Genomic DNA, 18711 nt, shown 5'->3' on the forward strand with positions numbered 1-18711 from the left:
GCAAAGTCCGACCCGCACCTCATTTGAGGTGCGGGTGCGGCGAAGCTATACCGGCGGCCCCAAGGAGTTTCAACGTCATGCGCAACCGGCTTTCCACCTTATGGGACGGGCGCGGCTTCGACCTCATTCTGATCGGCATACCGCTTGCCTTTCTGATTGCGATCTCCGGTGCCGCGATCCTGTACAATGTCGTGATGAGTTTCCAGGAGGTTGACATGTTCAGCCTCGGACAGATCATCCGCCCCTTCGTCGGGTTCGACAACTACCGCCGGATCCTGTCCGATCCGCAGACCTGGCCGATTTTCGGCAACACCCTCATCTTCGTTGTCGGTTCGATTGTCGGGCAGTTTACGCTCGGCCTCGCATTGGCATTGTTCTTCCAGCAGCGTTTTCCCGGCTCGACCTATCTGCGCGGCCTGTTCCTGGTGTCCTGGGTGATGCCGGGTCTGGTTGCCGGCGCCATCTGGAACTGGCTTCTTTCCGGCGACTTCGGCGTCATCAACTATTTCCTGATCCAGCTCGGCTTTCTCGATCAGGCGATCTTCTGGCGCTCCAACCCCGAATTCGCGCTGTGGAGCGTCGTTATCGCCAATATCTGGCTGGGCACGTCGTTCAACATGATCCTTCTGTCTGTCGGACTTGCCGCCATTCCCAAGGATCTTTACGAAGCCGCAGCGCTTGACGGCGCCGGCCCCTTCCGCCGCTTCTATACGATCACCGTGCCGATGATGCGCTCGACGATTGGTGCGCTGCTGTCGCTCGGCCTGATCTTTACCCTGCAACAGTTCGACCTGTTCGCTTCGATCACCAATGGCGGTCCGAACAACGCGTCGAATGTCGCCCAGTACTGGGCATGGCAATTGTCCTTCCAGGAATTCGACTTCGCAGGCGGCGCAACCGTTTCCGTCATGATGATCTTCGTCGTGATTGTCGCCGCGGCCTACTACGTCCGCTCGACCCGCTCGGAGGTACGAGGATGACCCGTCAAAGCACACGCAATATCGCGCTCGTCCTGATCGCCGTCATTTTCGCCGCGATCTATCTGTTTCCGCTCTACTGGATGTATGTCACCTCCATCAAGACAACATCGGAAGCCTTTGCCTCGCCGCCGATCTTCATTCCGACCCACGCCCAGTGGACCAATTTTGTCGACGTCTGGGTCAGCCGCGGCATGGGGCGCTTCCTGTGGAATTCGTTCTATATCGCCACCGGCTCGGTGATCCTGATTGCGATCATGGGTTCGGGCTGCGCCTATGTTCTGGCACGCTACCGTAGCGTCTGGGTCGATATCGGTCTGTTCCTGATCCTGATGCTGCAGGTTCTGCCGCCCTCGCTGATGGTCACCCCGATCTTTGTCGGCTTCTCGCAACTCGGCATTCTTGAATATCCGCGCTTCGCCACCATTCTCGGCATCACCGCCAAGAGCATGCCGTTCTTTGTGGTGTTGGTGCGCGCAACCTTCATGAGCGTGCCGATGGAGCTGGAAGAGGCAGCGCTTGTCGACGGCAATTCCCGTATCGGCGCCTTCTTCCACATCGTGCTGCCGCTGGCCCGCAACGGCATCCTCGTCAGCGCGATCCTGATCTACATGCAGGCCTTCGGTGAATTCGTCTATTCCAAGACCTTCATTGCCGATGCCATCTATCAGCCGGCTAGCGTCGGTCTCAACACCTTCATGGGGCCGAACACGGTCGAGTGGGACAAGATCATGGCTTACGCCTCGATCTACGTAACCCCCATTCTCGCCGCCTTTGTTCTTCTGCAGCGCAAGATTGTCTCCGGCCTGACCTCGGGAGCTTTGAAATGACAACCCAGATCGAATTCAACGCGGTCGAGAAGTATTACGGCCGCTACCACGCCCTGAAAAACGTCAACCTGACCATCGAAAAGGGCGAATTCGTCGCGCTTGTCGGCCCGTCGGGCTGCGGCAAGTCCACGCTGCTGCGCACGCTGGCAGGGCTGGAGAAAATCTCGGGCGGCGATGTCAAGATCGCCGGTGAACGCATGAACGACATGCCGCCGCGCCGCCGCGACATCGCCATGGTGTTCCAGTCCTATGCGCTTTATCCGCATATGACGGTCGAGGAAAACCTGACCTACAGCCTGCGCACCCATGGCATGAAGAAGAAGGCTGCCCAGGAAAAGGCCCGCGAAGTGGCCGAGACCACCGGTCTTTCGCAGCTTCTGACGCGCTATCCGCGTGAACTTTCCGGTGGCCAGCGCCAGCGTGTTGCCATGAGCCGCGCCATCATCCGCGATCCGAAAGCCTTCCTCTTCGACGAACCGCTTTCCAACCTCGATGCGGCGCTGCGTGTGCATATGCGCAAGGAAATCCGCACGCTTCACGACAGGCTCGAGGCAACCTCCGTCTACGTCACCCATGACCAGATCGAAGCCATGACCATGGCCGACCGGGTGGTGCTGATGCGTGCCGGCGAAATCGAACAGGAAGGCGCACCGCTCGAACTTTACGACAGCCCCGCCAACCAGTTTGTCGCCGGCTTCATCGGTTCGCCGGCGATGAATTTCCTGCCGGCAACGGTCGGCGAAGACGGCCAGAGCCTCAAGCTCGAACTCGGCGAGGGCGATGTTCTGCCCTATCCGGGCCGGCTGGAGGCAGGCCGCAAGGTCACGGTCGGGCTTCGCCCCGAACATCTGATGCTGGTTTCGAAGGACGAAGCCCAGTTCAGCCTGCCGCTCAGGATCGCCGAAGCGACGGGGGCGACGACCTATCTGTTCACCGCCAGCGACCCGGAGATTGCCGTTGTCATCAACGACCGCGCCGCAGTCACGCCCGGCGAGCCGCTGAACATGCGCATTGCCCCCGAACACATCCACATTTTCGACCGCGAAACCGGCATCCGGCTTTGACCGAAGGCTTTCGCGGGCAGCGATGGCGCCTCCCCGCCATCGCTGCACCCCAGAATTCAAAGGACTTGATGCAATGAAAATCCTAGACGGCAACTGGCAAGCACGTGAAAATCTCGACCTCAATCAGCCGCTTGAGGCTTTCGATGCCCGTGTAAAAGACGGCAAGCTCATTGTGCGCGCCATGACCTGGCCGATGAATGACCGTTCCAGCCAGATCAATGCACGGCTGATCATCCTGACCTTGTCCGCGCCGATGGAAGGCATGATCGGCGTGAAGAGCGAGCACTTCCGCGGTGTTCTCGACAATGGTCCTCATTTCGACCTCTATCCGGACGAAGGCTTCGCGCCGGAAATCGAGATCACTGAAGACTTCGCCACGCTGAAAAGCGGCAACTTGACCGCACGCGTTGGCCTCAAGGGACGCTGGAACCTCGAATTCCTGCGCGACGGCAAGCCGATCACCGGCTCCGACTACAAGGCCGGCGGTCATGTCACCGACCATGACGACAATGACCGCACCCATATGTTCGAGCGCCTCAGCCTCGGCGTCGGCACCAAGGTTTACGGTCTCGGCGAACGCTTCACCGACTTCGTGAAGAACGGCCAGATGGTCGATATCTGGAACCGCGACGGCGGCGCCAACACCGACCAGGCCTACAAGAACATTCCCTTCTTCCTGACCAATCGCGGCTGGGGCGTGTTCGTCAACAATCCGGGCCGGGTCGAGTTCGAAATCGGCTCCGAAAAGGTCTCCAAGGCGCTGTTTTCCGTTCCCGGTGAAAGCCTCGAATATTACCTCATCGACGGCCCGGACCCGAAGGGCGTCATCGACCGCTACACCAAGCTCACCGGTCGCCCCGCGCTGCCGGCGCGCTGGTCCTTTGGCCTGTGGCTGACAACCTCGTTCACCACCCAATATGACGAAGCGACCGTCACCAGCTTCCTCGACGGCATGGCCGAACGCGATATTCCGCTGCATGTCTTCCATTTCGACTGCTTCTGGATGCGCGGCCTGCACTGGTGCGATTTCGAGTGGGACCCGGAAACCTTCCCCGATCCGGAAGCCATGCTTGCCCGCTACAAGGAACGCGGCCTCAACATCTGCGTGTGGATCAACCCCTATATTGCCCAGGAATCGAAACTCTTCGACGAGGGCAAGGAAAACGGCTACCTGATCAAGCGGGAAGATGGCTCGGTCTGGCAGTGGGACCGCTGGCAGCCCGGTCAGGCCGTGGTCGATTTCACCAACCCGGATGCCTGCGACTGGTACGCCGGCTACCTGAAGGATCTGGTCGGTCAGGGCGTCGATTGCTTCAAGACCGATTTCGGCGAACGCATTCCCGTCGATGTTGCCTATCACGATGGCTCCGACCCGGAGACCATGCACAACTACTACACCTTCCTCTACAACAAGGTCGTCTACGAGGCCCTGCAGGAGACGAAGGGCGAGGACGAGGCGGTGCTGTTTGCCCGCTCCGCCACCACCGGCGGCCAGCAGTTCCCGGTTCACTGGGGCGGAGACTGCTACTCCGACTATATCTCCATGGCTGAATCGCTGCGCGGCGGGTTGTCGCTCGGCCTTTCCGGCTTCGGCTTCTGGAGCCACGATATCGGCGGGTTCGAGGCAACGGCGGAAGCCGATGTCTACAAGCGCTGGTGCGCCTTCGGTCTGCTGTCCAGCCATTCGCGCCTGCACGGCTCCAAATCCTACCGCGTGCCGTGGCTCTATGACGAGGAAGCCGTCGATGTTCTGCGTTTCTTCACCAAGCTGAAGATGAAGCTGATGCCGACGATCTACGCGGCCGCCTGCGAAGCGCCGCAAACCGGCCTTCCGGTGATGCGCGCCATGATGCTGGAATTCCCCGAGGACCGCGCCTGCGATGTTCTCGACCGGCAGTACATGCTCGGCGACAAGCTTCTGGTGGTCCCGGTTCTCGACAAATCCGGCGATGCCGAAATCTATCTGCCGAAGGGCCGCTGGACGCACCTTCTGACAGGTGAAGAGGTTGAAGGCGGAAGCTGGCGCGTGGAAAACCACGACTTCATGAGCCTGCCGCTTTATGTCCGCCCCTCCAGCCTGATCGTCTGGGGCGCAGTCGACGACAAGCCGGACTATGACTATGCAGACGGCGCCCTGTTTGCGCTTTACGCGCTGGAAGACGGCAAGACGGCGAAAGCCACGATCTTCGCCGACAAGGGCGTGAAGGCGCAGGAACTTGCCGTTTCCCGCAACGGCGACGCACTGGCGATCGCGGCAGAAGACGCCGCCCGTCCGTGGCGTCTGCGCCTGCAGGGGATTGCTTCGGTCACTGAAACCGGCGGAGCCAGCATCACGGAAACCGCCGAAGGCGTTATCCTCGAAGGCACCGGCAACGTTACGGTCACCCTCTAAGGTCGGCCGGCGTTCCTCCAGCATAATCAAAGCCCCCGCGGTTTACCCCCGGGGGCTTCAGACTGTTGACAAACCCTTGTTGCAGACACTCGGAGTTCGCTTAACCTCTGTCCGTCACCCCGGACTCGATCCGGGGTCCAGGGCGGTGAAACTCCTTGTATGCAAAGACTCTTTCTGGGAGCGCAAAACAAGCGGCCCTGGATACCGGCTCAAGGCCGGTATGACGGAAGTGCCGGTGGGTACCTTTGTCAATAAACTGAAGCCCCCGTGGTTTTCCCCGGGGGCTTCTTTCGTGTTGACGCATTGGCGTTGTTCAGCCCCGTTACCGGATCCGTTTTTCATCCTCGCCGAACACGTAAATCCTGTCGGCATCCACGGTGAGCTGCAGGGTACTGCCCGCTTTCACGATCGCACTGCGTTCGACCTCGACCGTGCAGATGACCTCGCCGATTGAGCCGTAGAGATAGCTCGCACCGCCGAGGAATTCGGAAAAGTCGACCTTGAACGGCACGCCCGTTTGGCCATCGGCCGCAAGCTGCCAGTGCTCCGGCCGGATGCCGACCGAAACACGCGTCCCGTCCGCAGGCTTTGCCTCAAGCGGCGGGCAAGGCAGTTTCGCGCCCGCGATCTCGATATGCTCTCCCCGGATCAGGCCCGACAGGAAATTCATTTTCGGCGAGCCGATAAACCCGCCGACGAAGACGTTGTCGGGATCGTCATAGAGTGCCGCCGGCGAACCGACCTGCTCGATATAGCCATCGCGCAGCACAACGATCTTGTCGGCGAGCGTCATCGCCTCGGTCTGGTCGTGGGTCACGTAAATCATGGTATTGCCGAGCTCGCGGTGCAGCCGGGCGATTTCGATGCGCATGCCGACCCTGAGTTCGGCATCGAGATTGGAGAGCGGCTCGTCGAACAGGAAGATTTCCGGGTCGCGCACAATGGCGCGGCCGATGGCGACGCGCTGTCGCTGGCCGCCGGAAAGCTGGCCGGGGCGGCGGTCAAGATAATCCGTCAGCTTCAGGATTTCGGCAGCATGCCGCACCTTGCTCTCGACCTCGGCCTTAGAGCGTCCGGCGACCTTGAGGCCGAAACCCATATTCTGTTCCACGCTCATATGCGGATAGAGCGCATAGGTCTGGAACACCATGGCGATGCCGCGGTCGGACGGGTCCTCATCCGTCACATCCGTACCGGCAATCATGACATCGCCGCTGGTCACTTCCTCCAGACCCGCAATCAGCCGGAGCAGGGTCGACTTGCCACAGCCAGACGGGCCGACGAAGACGACAAATTCCCCGCCTTCGATCTCCAGATCGACATCATGGATGACCTGAACGGCGCCGAAGGCTTTGGAGACCCGTCTGAGCGACAGTCCGGATGGATTGCGTTGTGGTGTCAACGTTGCCAGTTGTTCGCTCATTGTCACGCCTCCCTGCGCAGCCAGACCAGCATCTCGCCCGGCGCGCGATTGTCCCAGAGATAATAGGGTATGGCTTTCAGGCTCGCTGCCGCGCGCTGCGGCGGCGTACCGGAATAAAGCGCGTCGGTCGGCTGGCTTTCGACCGTTGCATCGACGTTCAGGGCAACGGCGCCATCAAGCCCTTCGGCACGGTCCAGCGTCACCGGCGTGCCATCCTTGATGACATAGGCATTGAGCGGTGCGGCATTGTCCGTTTCCTCGACGCAGTAGACGAAGGGACCGCGCAAAAGCGCCATTCGCCCCTGATCCGGCGCAATCTTCGGATTGGCGTAGAGCATTTCCGGCTCCATCTTGAGGTCCAGCGCAATCCTGTCACCGGCCTGCCATTGACGGCGGATCCTGAGATAGCCCTTGTCCGGCGTGATCTTTGACGCCTCGCCATTGATTTCCAGCGAGAAGCCCCTGGCCCATCCGGGAACGCGCAGCGCAAGCGTGAATTGGACAGGCGTTTCCGGCTGAAGCGTGACGGCGATCCGGCCATCTTCCGGGTAACGCGTTTCCTGCCTGATGCCGAGCTTCGTGCCGGCAACCTCGATTTCGGCCGCGTTCTCGCAGTAAAGATGCAGCGCCAGTTCATCTTCCGCCACGCCGTAGAAATAAGTGCCGATCGAGGCGATCAGCCGGGAGATGTTGGGCGGGCAGCACGGGCAACGGTGCCAGCGCCAGCGGTGGTGGTTGCCGTGGCTTTCCAGCGGATTGTCGTAGAAGAAATGCGTGCCATCCTGCGAAATCCCCGACAGCGCACCATTATAGAGCGCCCGTTCCATCACATCGGTAAACCGCGCATCGGGCTCGCGCCCCAGCATGCGGCTTGCCCAGAAGACGAGCGCGACGGAGGCGCAGGTTTCCGCATAGGCGCTTGCATTGGGCAGGTCGTAATCGAAGGTCAGCCCCTCATTGTCCTTCGAAGGGCCGAAGCCGCCGGTGACATAGAGGTTCTTGTCGGTCAGGTGCGACCACAGCGCCTCCAGCGCCGGATTGAGGCTGTCATCGGAAAACTCGGTCGCGACATCCGCCATCCCGGCATAAAGATAGGCCGCGCGCACGGCATGGCCGACCACTTCGCGCTGCTCGCGCACCGGCTTGTGCGCCTGGCAATATTCGAGCGTGGAGAAATGGAAATCCTCCGGCTTGTCGCCGCGGGCGACCGCCTCCTGATCGAAATAATTCGGCTTTTTCCCGCGCTCGTCGACGAAGAATTTCGCCAGATCGAGATAGCGCTGTTCACCGGTTACGCGGCCGAGCTTGACCAGCGCCAGCTCCAGTTCCGGGTGGCCCGGATAGCCGCGTTTCTTGTCGCCATCAGGCCCGAATGTCCGGTCGATACAATCAGCGTAACGGCACATGATATCGAGGAAGCGGCGCTTGCCGGTGGCGTGGTAATAGGCAACCGCGCCCTCGATCAAGTGGCCGGCATTATAGAGCTCATGACGGTCGCGCAGATTGGTCCAGCGCTGACCCGGCTGAATGCGCTGATACCAGGAATTGAGATAGCCGTCCTCGGCCTGAAGCCTTCCATAGGCGTCGATCACGTCATCGACGCGGGCTTCGAGTTCTTCATCGCGCTTGCGGTTCAGCGCATAGGCCGCCGTTTCGATGCTCTTGCCGAAATCGGAATCCCAGAACATCTGGGTGGTGACGGTGTTGCCGTGGTCGAAGGGGATGACAACGCCGGGATTGGGCAGGTCCGGGTCGACCTGTTCCAGCATCCGCGCTTCGATGCAGCGGTCAAACAGAAGTTTGGCGGTGGTGGTCGCGATCACATCGACGCGCGGGCCGAAAAAGCCGCCGACCTCGACCTGATTGACGGAAAGCGGACGGAATTTCGATTTCGGCTGAAGGGCATCGCCAGCATTGAGAGGCTTGTTCATCTTGTTGTCCTTTCGGAAAGCTTATTTCACCGCTCCGGCCGTCAGGCCGCGAATGTAAGAGCGCTGGAGAATGAGGAAGAGGATCATGCAGGGGATCATCATCAGCGTGACGCCCGCCTGCACCGCGCCCCAGTCAACCGAGCCGTAGCGGCCATAGCGCACGGCGGTCATCAAAACGGGAAGCGTGAATTTCGACTGGTCGGTCAAAAGCACAAGGGCTGCGAGGAATTCGTTCCAGGCATTGAGGAAGGCAAACAGACCGACGGTCACCACGCCCGGCAGCACCAGCGGTCCCATCACCTGAACCAGCATGCGCACGCCCTTGACGCCATCCATGCGGGCCGCCTCCTCGATTTCCTTCGGCACCGCATCGAAAGCGTTGCGCATCATGAAAACCGAAAACGGAAGCTGCAGCGTGGAATAGATGAAGACGAGGCCGATCAGCGTGTTCTGAAGCCCCATCTTCGCCAGCAGCAGAAACAGCGGGGTGAGGATCGACTGGAACGGGATCATCATCGTCGACAGGATCAGTACGAAGGCAAACCCCTTCAGCGGAAAACGATAGCGCGAAAAACCGTAGCCGGCGAGAATGGCCACGACGATGGTGAGCGCCGATGTGCCGACGGCGACAAACAGCGAATTGCCGGAATAGTGCAGCACCGACTGACCGAAATTTTCCAGCCGTTCATAGCTGGAAATGCTGAAGCCCTCGGTCGGCCACGGCGGCAGGGGCGGCTGGGTCGATTCCGCCGGTGTGCGGAAACTGGCCAGAATGACCCAGACCAGCGGCGCCAGAAAAAGCGCTGCCACAAGCGCCGCCGTTACATGAAACAGGACGCGGTGATAGCGAAACCGGCCGCGACGGGTGGCAGGCGCTGCGGTTGCCGGCTGTGAAGTGGAAACGGCCGTTGACATCATTTGTCCTTTCGATCGCCAAGCATGGTCAGCTGCAACACGCTGAGAACGAGCAGGATGAGCAGCAGCACCATCGACAGTGCCGCGCCATAGCCCAGGCGGAAGGAGACGAAGCTTTCATTGAAGATCTTGTAGACGGCCGTGACGGTCTTGTTCTGCGGCCCGCCGCTCAAGATGATGTAGAACTGGTCGAAGGCCAGCATCGAGCCCGAGACGCACAGGATCAGCGCCAGCGCGAAAGGTTTGCGGATCAGCGGCATGGTGATGTAGCGGAACCGCTGCAGCCATTTGGCGCCGTCGATGCGCGCGGCCTCCTGATAATCCGCCGGAATTGCCTGCAGGCCGCTCATCAGGATGACCATGTAGAAACCGGCCATTTTCCAGACGACCATGACGATGACCGACCAGAAGGCCGGCGTGTAACTGGCGAGAATATTGACCCGCCCCTTGGTCAGTCCGACATCCTGCGCCAGCGGCGAGAACAGGCCTGTATCGACATTCGAAAGCCACACCCACAACAGCGCGGCAGAGGCAAAACCGGTCACCACAGGCAGGAAGTAGATGGTCCGATACGTCGAAACCGCGCGTCCCTGCCCCTGCACGATCAGCGCCAGGATCATGGCAAAGCCGAGAAGCCCAATGGTGACCACAACCGTATACTGGATGGTGAACCACAGCGACGACCAGAAGCTCTTGTCGAACAGCAGCCGCTCGTAATTGTCCAGACCGATATAGCGCGGCAGGCCCATCAGCGGCCATTTGTGCAGCGACATCCATACCGTCATGCCGAGCGGAACGATGAAGAACACGGTGACAAGCGCCAGCGCGGGGAGAACATAGATCAGGCCTGTCCATTGTGAAGACCGCCGCCGCCTTCGCCGTTTCGGCAAAGGTGCGCCCGCGCCGGCCACTATCCCGTCAGACATGGCAAAGTCCTTTCGCATTAAAAGGGTGGCCACCGGCCCTGAAGGCCGGTGGTTCGTTGACAGGCCCCACGTCTCTGTCCGTGTCATGCTCGGGCTCGACCCGAGCATCCATGAGGCGTCTTGCCATGGACCCTCGGGTCAAGCCCGAGGGTGACACGTGAGGAAAGTGCGGTTAGTCAGCAGTCATTCCAACCGGCCCCCGAGGGCCGGCGGTTGTGCTTTTCCCAAAAGGTCTGCGCTTACCGGGACGAGTCGATGATCGACTGCATTTCGTCCTGCGCTTCGGCCATGGCGTCATCAACCTCGTCTTCGCTGTCGGCGAAGAAGGCGCGGTTCAGCATGGTGATCCAGGGGCCGTTCAGCGAGTTGATCAGGTCGTTGAAGACCGGGCTGTAGGGCGTCTTGCCCTTGGCCATGGCTTCGGCCGCGATCATGTAGCGGGCATCGAGTCCTTCCAGCGCCTGCTCGGCAACATCGTCACGCACCGGCAGCGAGCCGTTCTGCGCCAGGATCTTCTGCCCCTCGGGCGAGTAGGCGAATTCGATGAAGGCCTGGATGGCCGGCATCTTCTCATCTTCGGTCTTGGCGGAAACGACAATATTGTCGCCGCCTGCAAAGGACGACCAGTCGCCATCCTTGCCCGGCAAATAGGTCACGCCGTATTCAAGGTCGGGATACTGGTTGTTGAGCGCGCCGATGGCGAACGAGCCAGACGGGGTGAGGCCGATATTGCCGCCAGCAAAGGCTGCAAAGAAGTTCGAGCCGGAATCGGTCTGGGAACCTGCCGGCACCAGCCCGTCCTCGACCATGCCGCGGTAAAACTCGATCGCATCCTTCATCTGCGGCGTCGTCACCGTTGCCTTCGCGCCTTCATCCTCGAACAGCACGCCGCCGGAAGCCCAGACGAGCGGCATGAAGGTGAAGATGTTGCAGCCGCCGCAATTGCCGGAGAAATAAAAGCCGTAAGTTTCATCGCCAAGCGCTGAGACCGCCTCGGCATCCTCACGGACCTCCGCCCAGTTTGTCGGCGCCTTGTCGGGATCAAGCCCTGCTTCCTCAAACAGGTTCTTGTTCCAGACCAACACCGAGGCATCGGCAGAGAACGGCATGCCGTAAATCTTGCCGTCATAGGTACCGACCGTCAGATGCGCCTTCGACAGATGGTCGTAATAGGGCAAGGACTTGGCGAATTCCGTCATGTCCTTCAACTGCCCTGCCTGGGCAAAGGACGGCGTGTAGATCAGGTCGAGCGAAAGCGCGTCCGGCTCGGAGCCGCCGGCGGCCGCAATCGCATATTTCTGCACCAGCTCATTCACTGGCACGATCTGCAGTTCGGCCTTGTCCTCGCCTTTTGCATTAAAGGCATCGACCAGTTTCGGCATGAATTCCGAGCCGTCGGAGCGGACCCAGAGCGAGAATGTTTCCGCCTGGGCAAGCCCCGGCAATGCGATTGCGGCGATCGCCACACCGCCTAGAAAAGTCCTGATATTCATTTCCATTACCTCCCGTTTAAAAATCATGCTGCCGCTCAAAACAGCTTGAGCCAACGTTTGCGCAAATTGCGCAATTCCCTCCCCTGAAACCGGCGTCTCACACTGGCGGGGCGGTTTCCCGGCGCAAAGCTCAGTCGGGTTTTGCACCGCAGGATTCTCTGACGACGAGCGTGCAGGGCGTCTCGCGGATGCCCGGCGCGACGGGCTCGCCGTCAATCATGTCGAGAAGCGCCAGACCGGCGCTTCGTCCAAGGCCCGGAAGCCCCATATCCACCGTCGTCAGCGGCGGGCGCGTGGCAGCGGCGAAGACCTCCCAGTTATCGAAACCGACAATGGCAATGTCATCGGGCACGCTGATCCCCATCAGCGCAAAGGCATCGATCACGCCGCGGGCAATCTGGTCATTGCCGCAGAAAATCGCATCCGGACGCTCCCCCGCAGCAATCAGCGCATGCGCCGCCGCGTAGCCGTGCGCCTCCGTCCATGTGGAAAACATCGCTTCGCCGAAGGGCTCCAGCCCGACCTCGGCAAGCGCCGAACGCCACCCGGCTTCGCGCAGGCTCGCCGCCTTGAAAGCCCGCGGACCGGTAATATGCGCGATCTTTTTGCGCCCGAGGCTCACGAGATGCCGGACCGCGTCCCTGGCCGCATTGGTGTCGTCCGGCACGAAACTGACCGCGCCTTCGGGCGCTGCCGCATAGACATAGACCACCGGCATGCCAAGCGGTGGCAGGTCGATCGGCAGGCCGCGATCGATGCGCTTGCCGGTGATCACCAGACCGTCGACGCGCTTTTCCTCCATGGCGCCGAGGGTCAGCTTGAGGCTGTCCGGCTCATATTCGCCGGCACTCAGAAAAACAGAGACTCCGCGATCCGCCATGGCGGCCGAAAGGCCGGCTGCGACCGGCAGCGTGAAACGGCCATACATATCGTTGGTCAGAAGGCCGAGCGTGAAGGAGCGCTGCTGCACCAGACCGCGCGCAATGGAATTCGGCCGATAATCGAGTTCAGCGGCGGCGGCACGCACCCGTTTTCGGGTTTCGTCAGACATCCGGCCGGTGCCATTGAGCGCCCGCGAGGCGGTCGTCACGCTGACATTCGCCTTCGCCGCGACATCGCGGATCGTGCTGCGCTGGTAAGCGCTTGCCGATTGCAGTTTCGACACCCTGTCCGCCAAAATATTCCTCCCGGCGCAAACCACCCGAAACGCTTGAGCAATCGTTTGCTCATCGTTGGTTTATCGTTTGCGCAATCAGGTTTTCATATTCACCGATTGCTGTCAAGAGACGTTATTGTAAATATTTGCTTACTTTTTCAGCCGCCGTGATATGGATATCGCACGTCTGTTCCACGGTGAAATCTTCCAACGTGTGCGCGCATTTGTTCCCTTTTCATTCTCCTGATAATCACTATATCATCCCTCCATGCAGGATGACCTTGAAAGCCTTTTTCCGTTGAAAGCCGGCCGGGCGCATGATGTGTCCGGCGCCGGCGCTGCGTTTTTTGCGGCAAGCCTGGCCGGGCAGACAGGCGGCCCGGTGCTGTGGGTGAAGCCGGAATGGTTTTCCGAGACGCTCAACCCCGTCGGCACCGCCGCTTTTTTCGACCCCAAAGACCTCATCATTGCCCGGACGAAAGACCAGACCGAAACACTTGCCTGCGCCGAGGAGGGCCTGCGCTCGGGCGCGGTCCGGCTGGTCGTCATGGAACTCGACAGACAGGTCGAGCTCACACCCGGCCGCCGTTTGCAGCTTGCGGCAGAAACCGGAAGGACCATCGGTCTGTCACTGTTTCCCGAGGGCATGGGCAATCAGGCGGCGACCACGCGCTGGCTCTGCAAACCGCGCTTTTCAGCTTCCGACTCGACTCTGCAGGACTGGTCCATTATAAAGAACAAAACAGGAACAAATAAAAACTGGACCGTAGGCTGGGATGAAACGGCGCGTCGTATCCATGTGGTTTCCGAGATTGCCGAGCGAGCGGGCCCTGAGGCTGCGCCCGGTTGAGGGTCCGTTCGCCATCATCGCCATCCAGAGCAATCACGAGCGGCTTTATGCGCTGAATGAAGCGGCGGAGCGGCAGGGGCTGGAATGCGGCATGGGCGTGGCGGATGCCCGCGCCTATGTCCCCGACCTTGTCACCCGCCCCGCCGACATTGACGCCGACCGGCGATTTCTGACCATGCTGGCGCGCTGGGCCACGCGCTACACGCCGCATGCCGGGCTTGATGGCGAGGACGGGCTGGTGCTCGACATTACCGGCGCAGCCCATCTTTTCGGCGGCGAGGCCGCAATGCTGGAGGATATGAAAGACCGCCTTGCCCGCACCCGGCTTTCCGTGAAGATCGGCATTGCCGATACGCGCGGCGCGGCATGGGCGCTTGCCCATTTCGCGCCCGGCATTGCAGGCACAGGCAAGACCGCACAGGCGCTCGGCCCGCTGCCGGTCGCCGCCCTGCGAACCGATGAGAAGACCGATACGGCCCTCAAACGCCTCGGCCTCAACACCATTGCCGATCTCACCGCCCTGCCGCGGGCAACGCTGGCGCGGCGTTTCGACATGGCGCTGATCGAACGGCTCGATCAGGCAACCGGCCAGCGCGGCGAAACCGTCTCTCCGCTTTCCGAGCCGCCGCATTACGGCGTCAGGATAATGCTGCCGGACCCCATCGGCCTCATGGACGATGTCATGGCCGCACTGTCGCGCCTCGTCGAAAGGCTTTGCCAAAAGCTGAAAGCCCGGGAATCCGGTGCTCGGCTCTTGCGGCTTACCCTGACGCGGGCCGATTCCACGGCGCAAACCTGCGAATTGCGGCTGGCCAGGCCAATGCGGGAGGCCGCGCGCATTCTCAGCCTGTTCGAACGGTCCGTCGCCGCCGTCGATGCCGGTTTCGGCATCGAGCGGATGCGGCTTGAGGCGACCTCTGTCGAAAACCTGCCGGCTGAACAATTGAGCGACAGCGGCACCGCCCCGGCAGATGCGCTGGACGACCTGATAACCCGTCTCGGCGTCAGGATCGGCATCGACAATATCCTCCGCTTCCAGCCGGTGGAAAGCCATATTCCCGAACGCGGCTTTGCCGAACTGCCGGCCACGGCCGGGCGGATCGATATGGACTGGCATGCCCCCCGCCCCCGCCCGCTGAAGCTTTTTGCACCCGAACCGGTCACCGCCGCACCCGCCCGCCGCCCGCCTTCGCGTTTTTCCTGGCGGCGCATGCGCCTTGAAACGGCGAGCACAACCGGCCCGGAGCGGATCGCGCCGGAATGGTGGCGGCCGGATGAAAGCTGGCGCTCGGGGTTGCGCGATTACTGGAAGGTGGAAACCCGTCAGGGACTGCGACTGTGGATGTATCACACGCCGCAGGCCCCCGGCTGGTTCGTGCACGGCCTGTTTGCGTGAGGCCGTCATGGATTATGCCGAACTCTGCGTCACCACCAATTTTACCTTCCTCACCGGCGCCTCGCACCCGGAGGAAATGGTGGCACGCGCCGCAACCCTGGGGCTTGCCGCCATTGCGATAACCGACCGCAATTCGCTGGCAGGTGTCGTGCGCGGCTTTCGCGAACTGAAGGAAATCCGCCACCGGCTGGAAACGCCCCCGGAAGAGGGCGAAACGGGCAGCAAAAAACGCCTCGACCCGTCCTCACGCGTGCCCGTGGACGAGGTCAGCCCTCAGCCCCCTGCACCGCAACAGTCACAAGCCTTCCGCCTGCCGCGCCTGATTGTCGGCTGTCGTCTGGTGCTTTCCGACAGCCCGGTCGATTTCATTGCCCTGCCCCGCGACAAGCCCGCCTATCAGAAGCTCGTGCGGCTTTTGAGCCGTGGCAAGCTGCGCACGCAAAAGGGCGAATGCCTGCTTTATCTTTCCGACATGCTGAACGGGGCCGAAGGCTCCATCCTGATCGCACTGCCGCCCGCCACGGACAGGACAGCGGAGAGCGAAGACCATATCGCACAGGCGGCCCGGTGCTTTCCCGGCCATGTGTTTACCGGGGCTGCCCCGCGTTATGACGGTTCCGACCAGGCATGGCTGAAGGCCGTCGCCGCCCTGTCGCACAAGACCGGCGCGCCGATGGTCGCCGTCGGCGACGTGCTGATGCACCATGCCAGCCGCCGCCAGCTTGCCGATGTGCTGACCTGCATGCGCCACCACATCACCATCGATGCAATCGGCCACCGGGCCTTGCCGAATGCCGAACGGCGGCTGAAGGGCGCGGATGAAATGGCGCATATCTTCCGCGATCATCCGGCCGCGATCCGTCGCACCATGGAAATCGCCGCGCGGCTGACTTTCGACCTGAGCGAGCTTTCCTATAACTACCCGGCGGAAATCACGCGCGGCGAAGCCCCGCAGGCACGTCTTGCCCGGCTCACCTGGGAAGGGCTGAAACGCCGCAACCCGGCGGGCATTCCCGAGCGCCACCGCCAGCTTGCCGAAAAAGAGCTGGCGCTGGTCGATGAACTCGGTTTTGCCGCCTATTTTCTCACCGTGCACGACATCGTCATGTATGCGCGCAAGACAGGCATTCTGTGCCAGGGGCGCGGTTCGGCGGCCAATTCCATCCTCTGTTTCGCGCTCGGCATCACCGATGTCAGCCCGGACATGATTTCCATGGTGTTCGAGCGTTTCGTCTCCCGCCATCGCGGCGAGCCGCCGGATATCGATGTCGATTTCGAGCATGAAAAGCGCGAAACCGTCATCCAGTATATTTACGACAAATATGGCCGCGACCATGCCGGACTGTGCGCCACCGTCATTCATTTCCGCTCGCGCGCGGCCATTCGCGAAGTGGGCAAGGTGATGGGGCTTTCCAGCGATGTCACCGCTGCCCTTTCCGGCCAGATCTGGGGCATTTCCAGCAAGGGCGCGGAGCCGGAGCGCCTGCGCGAGGTCGGGCTGGACGCCTCCGACCGCAGGCTTGCCCAGACCATCCGCCTGATTGGCGAGATCATCGGTTTTCCCCGCCATCTCTCCCAGCATGTCGGCGGCTTCGTCATCACCCGCGACCGGCTCGACGAACTCTGTCCCATCGAAAATGCCGCCATGGAAAACCGCACCGTGATCGAATGGGACAAGGACGATATCGATGCACTGAACATTCTCAAGGTCGATGTCTTAAGCCTCGGCATGCTGACCTGCCTGCAGAAAAGCTTCGACCTTTTAAAAGCGCATTACAATCGTCCTCTGACCATTGCCGAGGTGCCGCAGGAGGATGCGACAACCTATGACATGCTGCAAAACGCCGATGCCATCGGCGTGTTTCAGGTGGAAAGCCGCGCCCAGATGAACTTCCTGCCGCGCATGAAGCCCGAAACCTTTTACGACCTCGTGATCGAGGTGGCGATTGTCCGCCCCGGACCGATCCAGGGCGGCATGGTGCAGCCCTATCTGCGGCGACGACAGGGACATGAGGAGGTCACCTATCCGAAGCCGGAATTGCGCGACGTTCTGAAAAGGACGAAGGGCGTGCCGCTGTTTCAGGAACAGGCGATGATGATTGCCGTGGTCGCAGCCGGTTTCTCTGCCGAAGATGCCGACCGGCTGCGCCGCTCGCTGGCAAGCTTTCGCCATGTGGGCACGATCGGCGTCTTCGAGACACAGTTCATCAACGGCATGCTCGACAATGGCTATGAACGCGATTTCGCCGAGCGCTGCTTTGCCCAGATCAAGGGTTTCGCCGATTACGGCTTTCCCGAAAGCCATGCGGCCGCCTTTGCCATGCTCACCTATGTCTCGGCCTGGCTGAAATGCCATTATCCGGCGGTCTTTGCCTGCGCGCTTTTGAATTCGCAACCGATGGGCTTTTACGCGCCGGCCCAGATCGTGCGCGATGCCCGTGAACATCAGGTGGAGGTGCGTCCCGTCTCCGTCAATCACAGTGCCTGGGACTGCACGCTGGAGCGCCGCGCCGATGGCGCTCACGCGCTGCGCCTCGGCTTCCGCCAGATCAAGGGACTGAAAAAGGAAGATGCCGAATGGCTGGAGACCGCGCGCGGCAACGGCTATCAGACGCCGGAAGACGTGTGGCTGCGCGCTGGCCTTTTACCCGCGGTGCTGGAGCGCCTCGCCGAGGCCGATGCCTTCGCCGATGCCGGTCTATCCCGCCGCGATGCGCTGTGGCGGGTAAAAGCGATCCGCGCGCCGAAACCGCTGCCGCTCTTCAACGATCCGATCGATGGTGAACATATCAGCGAGCCGAATGTGATGCTGCCGGTGATGAACCTTGGAGAGCAGGTGGTGGAGGATTATGTCGCCACCCGGATGAGCCTGCGCGCCCATCCCATGGAACTGCTGCGGCCCAACATGCCGGGGCTGACGCTTCACAGCGACCTTGCCACAACCCGCCAGCGCCGCGTCAGTGTCTCAGGCCTCGTCATCACCCGCCAGCGCCCCGGTACCGCCTCCGGCGTCATCTTCCTGACGCTGGAGGACGAGACCGGCGTTTCCAATGTGGTGGTCTGGAAAAAGGTTTACGAACGTTTCCGCCGCACGGTGATGGGCGGACGCCTCCTGAAGGTGACGGGCAAACTGCAGCGCGAAGGTGTTGTCGTCCATATCATTGCCGAAACCATCGAGGATTGTTCCTGGCGCCTGTCCGAACTCGGCCACCCGATGGACGACGCCATCGGCGTCAACGACCCGAAAGCCGACGCCACGCCGCGCCGGGTCAAGCTCCAGCCCCGCGCCCGCCACCCGCGCGAACAGGCCAAGAAGCTGTTCCCGAGCCGCGATTTTCATTGAGACAGGTCATATTCC

The 18711-nt window shown here is 61.3% G+C and carries 13 protein-coding genes; 7 read left to right on the plus strand and 6 right to left on the minus strand.

Translation table 11 applies throughout. The annotated features are described in order from the left end of the window. Positions 1-77: 77 nt before the first annotated feature. The 4 genes from ACHZCU_RS04965 (at position 78) to yicI (ending at position 5263) form a co-directional block, all read left to right on the plus strand. The gene (locus ACHZCU_RS04965; protein WP_106303061.1) at positions 78-980 is read left to right on the plus strand and encodes a carbohydrate ABC transporter permease; all 903 of its coding nucleotides are present in this window, start codon (positions 78-80) and stop codon (positions 978-980) included. After that, positions 977-1807, plus strand: coding sequence for a carbohydrate ABC transporter permease (locus ACHZCU_RS04970; RefSeq protein WP_319517893.1), 831 nt, complete (start codon positions 977-979; stop codon positions 1805-1807). The genes ACHZCU_RS04965 and ACHZCU_RS04970 overlap by 4 nt, the downstream gene beginning before the upstream one ends. Further along, positions 1804-2871 carry an ABC transporter ATP-binding protein gene (locus tag ACHZCU_RS04975; protein ID WP_106303068.1) on the plus strand — a complete coding sequence of 356 codons (1068 nt, stop codon included), beginning with the start codon at positions 1804-1806 and terminating at the stop codon, positions 2869-2871. Before ACHZCU_RS04970 ends, ACHZCU_RS04975 begins: the two co-directional genes overlap by 4 nt. A gap of 73 nt (positions 2872-2944) precedes the next feature. Further along, complete coding sequence (yicI, locus tag ACHZCU_RS04980; RefSeq protein WP_319517894.1) at positions 2945-5263, plus strand: alpha-xylosidase; 2319 nt, start codon at positions 2945-2947, stop codon at positions 5261-5263. A gap of 322 nt (positions 5264-5585) precedes the next feature. Here the strand turns inward: yicI and ACHZCU_RS04985 are convergent, their stop codons facing one another. The 6 genes from ACHZCU_RS04985 to ACHZCU_RS05010 form a co-directional block, all read right to left on the minus strand. Next, on the minus strand, positions 5586-6686 hold the full coding sequence (locus tag ACHZCU_RS04985; protein WP_319517895.1) for a sn-glycerol-3-phosphate ABC transporter ATP-binding protein UgpC: 1101 nt from the start codon (positions 6684-6686) through the stop codon (positions 5586-5588). A gap of 2 nt (positions 6687-6688) precedes the next feature. After that, a complete protein-coding gene (locus ACHZCU_RS04990) occupies positions 6689-8617 on the minus strand; it encodes a beta-L-arabinofuranosidase domain-containing protein (RefSeq protein WP_319517896.1) in 1929 nt (642 codons plus the stop codon). Positions 8618-8638: 21 nt separating this feature from the next. Then, positions 8639-9532, minus strand: a complete 894-nt coding sequence (locus ACHZCU_RS04995; RefSeq protein ID WP_106303313.1) for a carbohydrate ABC transporter permease — start codon at positions 9530-9532, stop codon at positions 8639-8641. Beyond that, a complete protein-coding gene (locus ACHZCU_RS05000) occupies positions 9532-10446 on the minus strand; it encodes a carbohydrate ABC transporter permease (RefSeq protein ID WP_394706096.1) in 915 nt (304 codons plus the stop codon). The genes ACHZCU_RS04995 and ACHZCU_RS05000 overlap by 1 nt, the downstream gene beginning before the upstream one ends. Positions 10447-10697: 251 nt before the next feature. Next, positions 10698-11951, minus strand: coding sequence for a sugar ABC transporter substrate-binding protein (locus tag ACHZCU_RS05005; RefSeq protein WP_319517897.1), 1254 nt, complete (start codon positions 11949-11951; stop codon positions 10698-10700). Between the two features lie 130 nt (positions 11952-12081). Beyond that, positions 12082-13128, minus strand: a complete 1047-nt coding sequence (locus tag ACHZCU_RS05010; RefSeq protein ID WP_319517898.1) for a LacI family DNA-binding transcriptional regulator — start codon at positions 13126-13128, stop codon at positions 12082-12084. A gap of 301 nt (positions 13129-13429) precedes the next feature. Here ACHZCU_RS05010 and ACHZCU_RS05015 point away from each other — a divergent pair, with 301 nt between their 5' ends. Genes ACHZCU_RS05015 through ACHZCU_RS05025 form a run of 3 tightly spaced genes read left to right on the plus strand, consistent with a single transcriptional unit; the run spans position 13430 to position 18696 of the window. Next, positions 13430-13957, plus strand: coding sequence for a hypothetical protein (locus tag ACHZCU_RS05015; RefSeq protein ID WP_319517899.1), 528 nt, complete (start codon positions 13430-13432; stop codon positions 13955-13957). Next, entirely contained in the window at positions 13905-15353 is a 1449-nt protein-coding gene (locus ACHZCU_RS05020) for a DNA polymerase Y family protein (RefSeq protein WP_319517900.1), read from the plus strand. The genes ACHZCU_RS05015 and ACHZCU_RS05020 overlap by 53 nt, the downstream gene beginning before the upstream one ends. A 7-nt stretch (positions 15354-15360) precedes the next feature. Continuing rightward, positions 15361-18696 carry an error-prone DNA polymerase gene (locus ACHZCU_RS05025; protein ID WP_319517901.1) on the plus strand — a complete coding sequence of 1112 codons (3336 nt, stop codon included), beginning with the start codon at positions 15361-15363 and terminating at the stop codon, positions 18694-18696. Positions 18697-18711 lie beyond the last annotated feature (15 nt).

The sequence above is a fragment of the uncultured Martelella sp. genome (assembly GCF_963677965.2).
In the GTDB taxonomy this organism is placed as follows: domain Bacteria; phylum Pseudomonadota; class Alphaproteobacteria; order Rhizobiales; family Rhizobiaceae; genus Martelella; species Martelella mangrovi.

What these genes read in the sequence shown, in the direction of transcription:
- ACHZCU_RS04965 (WP_106303061.1), top strand. Translation starts at nt 78, where the DNA reads ATGCGCAACCGGCTTTCCACCTTATGGGACGGGCGCGGCTTCGACCTC.
- ACHZCU_RS04970 (WP_319517893.1), top strand. Translation starts at nt 977, where the DNA reads ATGACCCGTCAAAGCACACGCAATATCGCGCTCGTCCTGATCGCCGTC.
- ACHZCU_RS04975 (WP_106303068.1), top strand. Translation starts at nt 1,804, where the DNA reads ATGACAACCCAGATCGAATTCAACGCGGTCGAGAAGTATTACGGCCGC.
- yicI (WP_319517894.1), top strand. Translation starts at nt 2,945, where the DNA reads ATGAAAATCCTAGACGGCAACTGGCAAGCACGTGAAAATCTCGACCTC.
- ACHZCU_RS04985 (WP_319517895.1), bottom strand. Translation starts at nt 6,686, where the DNA reads ATGAGCGAACAACTGGCAACGTTGACACCACAACGCAATCCATCCGGA.
- ACHZCU_RS04990 (WP_319517896.1), bottom strand. Translation starts at nt 8,617, where the DNA reads ATGAACAAGCCTCTCAATGCTGGCGATGCCCTTCAGCCGAAATCGAAA.
- ACHZCU_RS04995 (WP_106303313.1), bottom strand. Translation starts at nt 9,532, where the DNA reads ATGTCAACGGCCGTTTCCACTTCACAGCCGGCAACCGCAGCGCCTGCC.
- ACHZCU_RS05005 (WP_319517897.1), bottom strand. Translation starts at nt 11,951, where the DNA reads ATGAATATCAGGACTTTTCTAGGCGGTGTGGCGATCGCCGCAATCGCA.
- ACHZCU_RS05020 (WP_319517900.1), top strand. Translation starts at nt 13,905, where the DNA reads ATGTGGTTTCCGAGATTGCCGAGCGAGCGGGCCCTGAGGCTGCGCCCG.
- ACHZCU_RS05025 (WP_319517901.1), top strand. Translation starts at nt 15,361, where the DNA reads ATGGATTATGCCGAACTCTGCGTCACCACCAATTTTACCTTCCTCACC.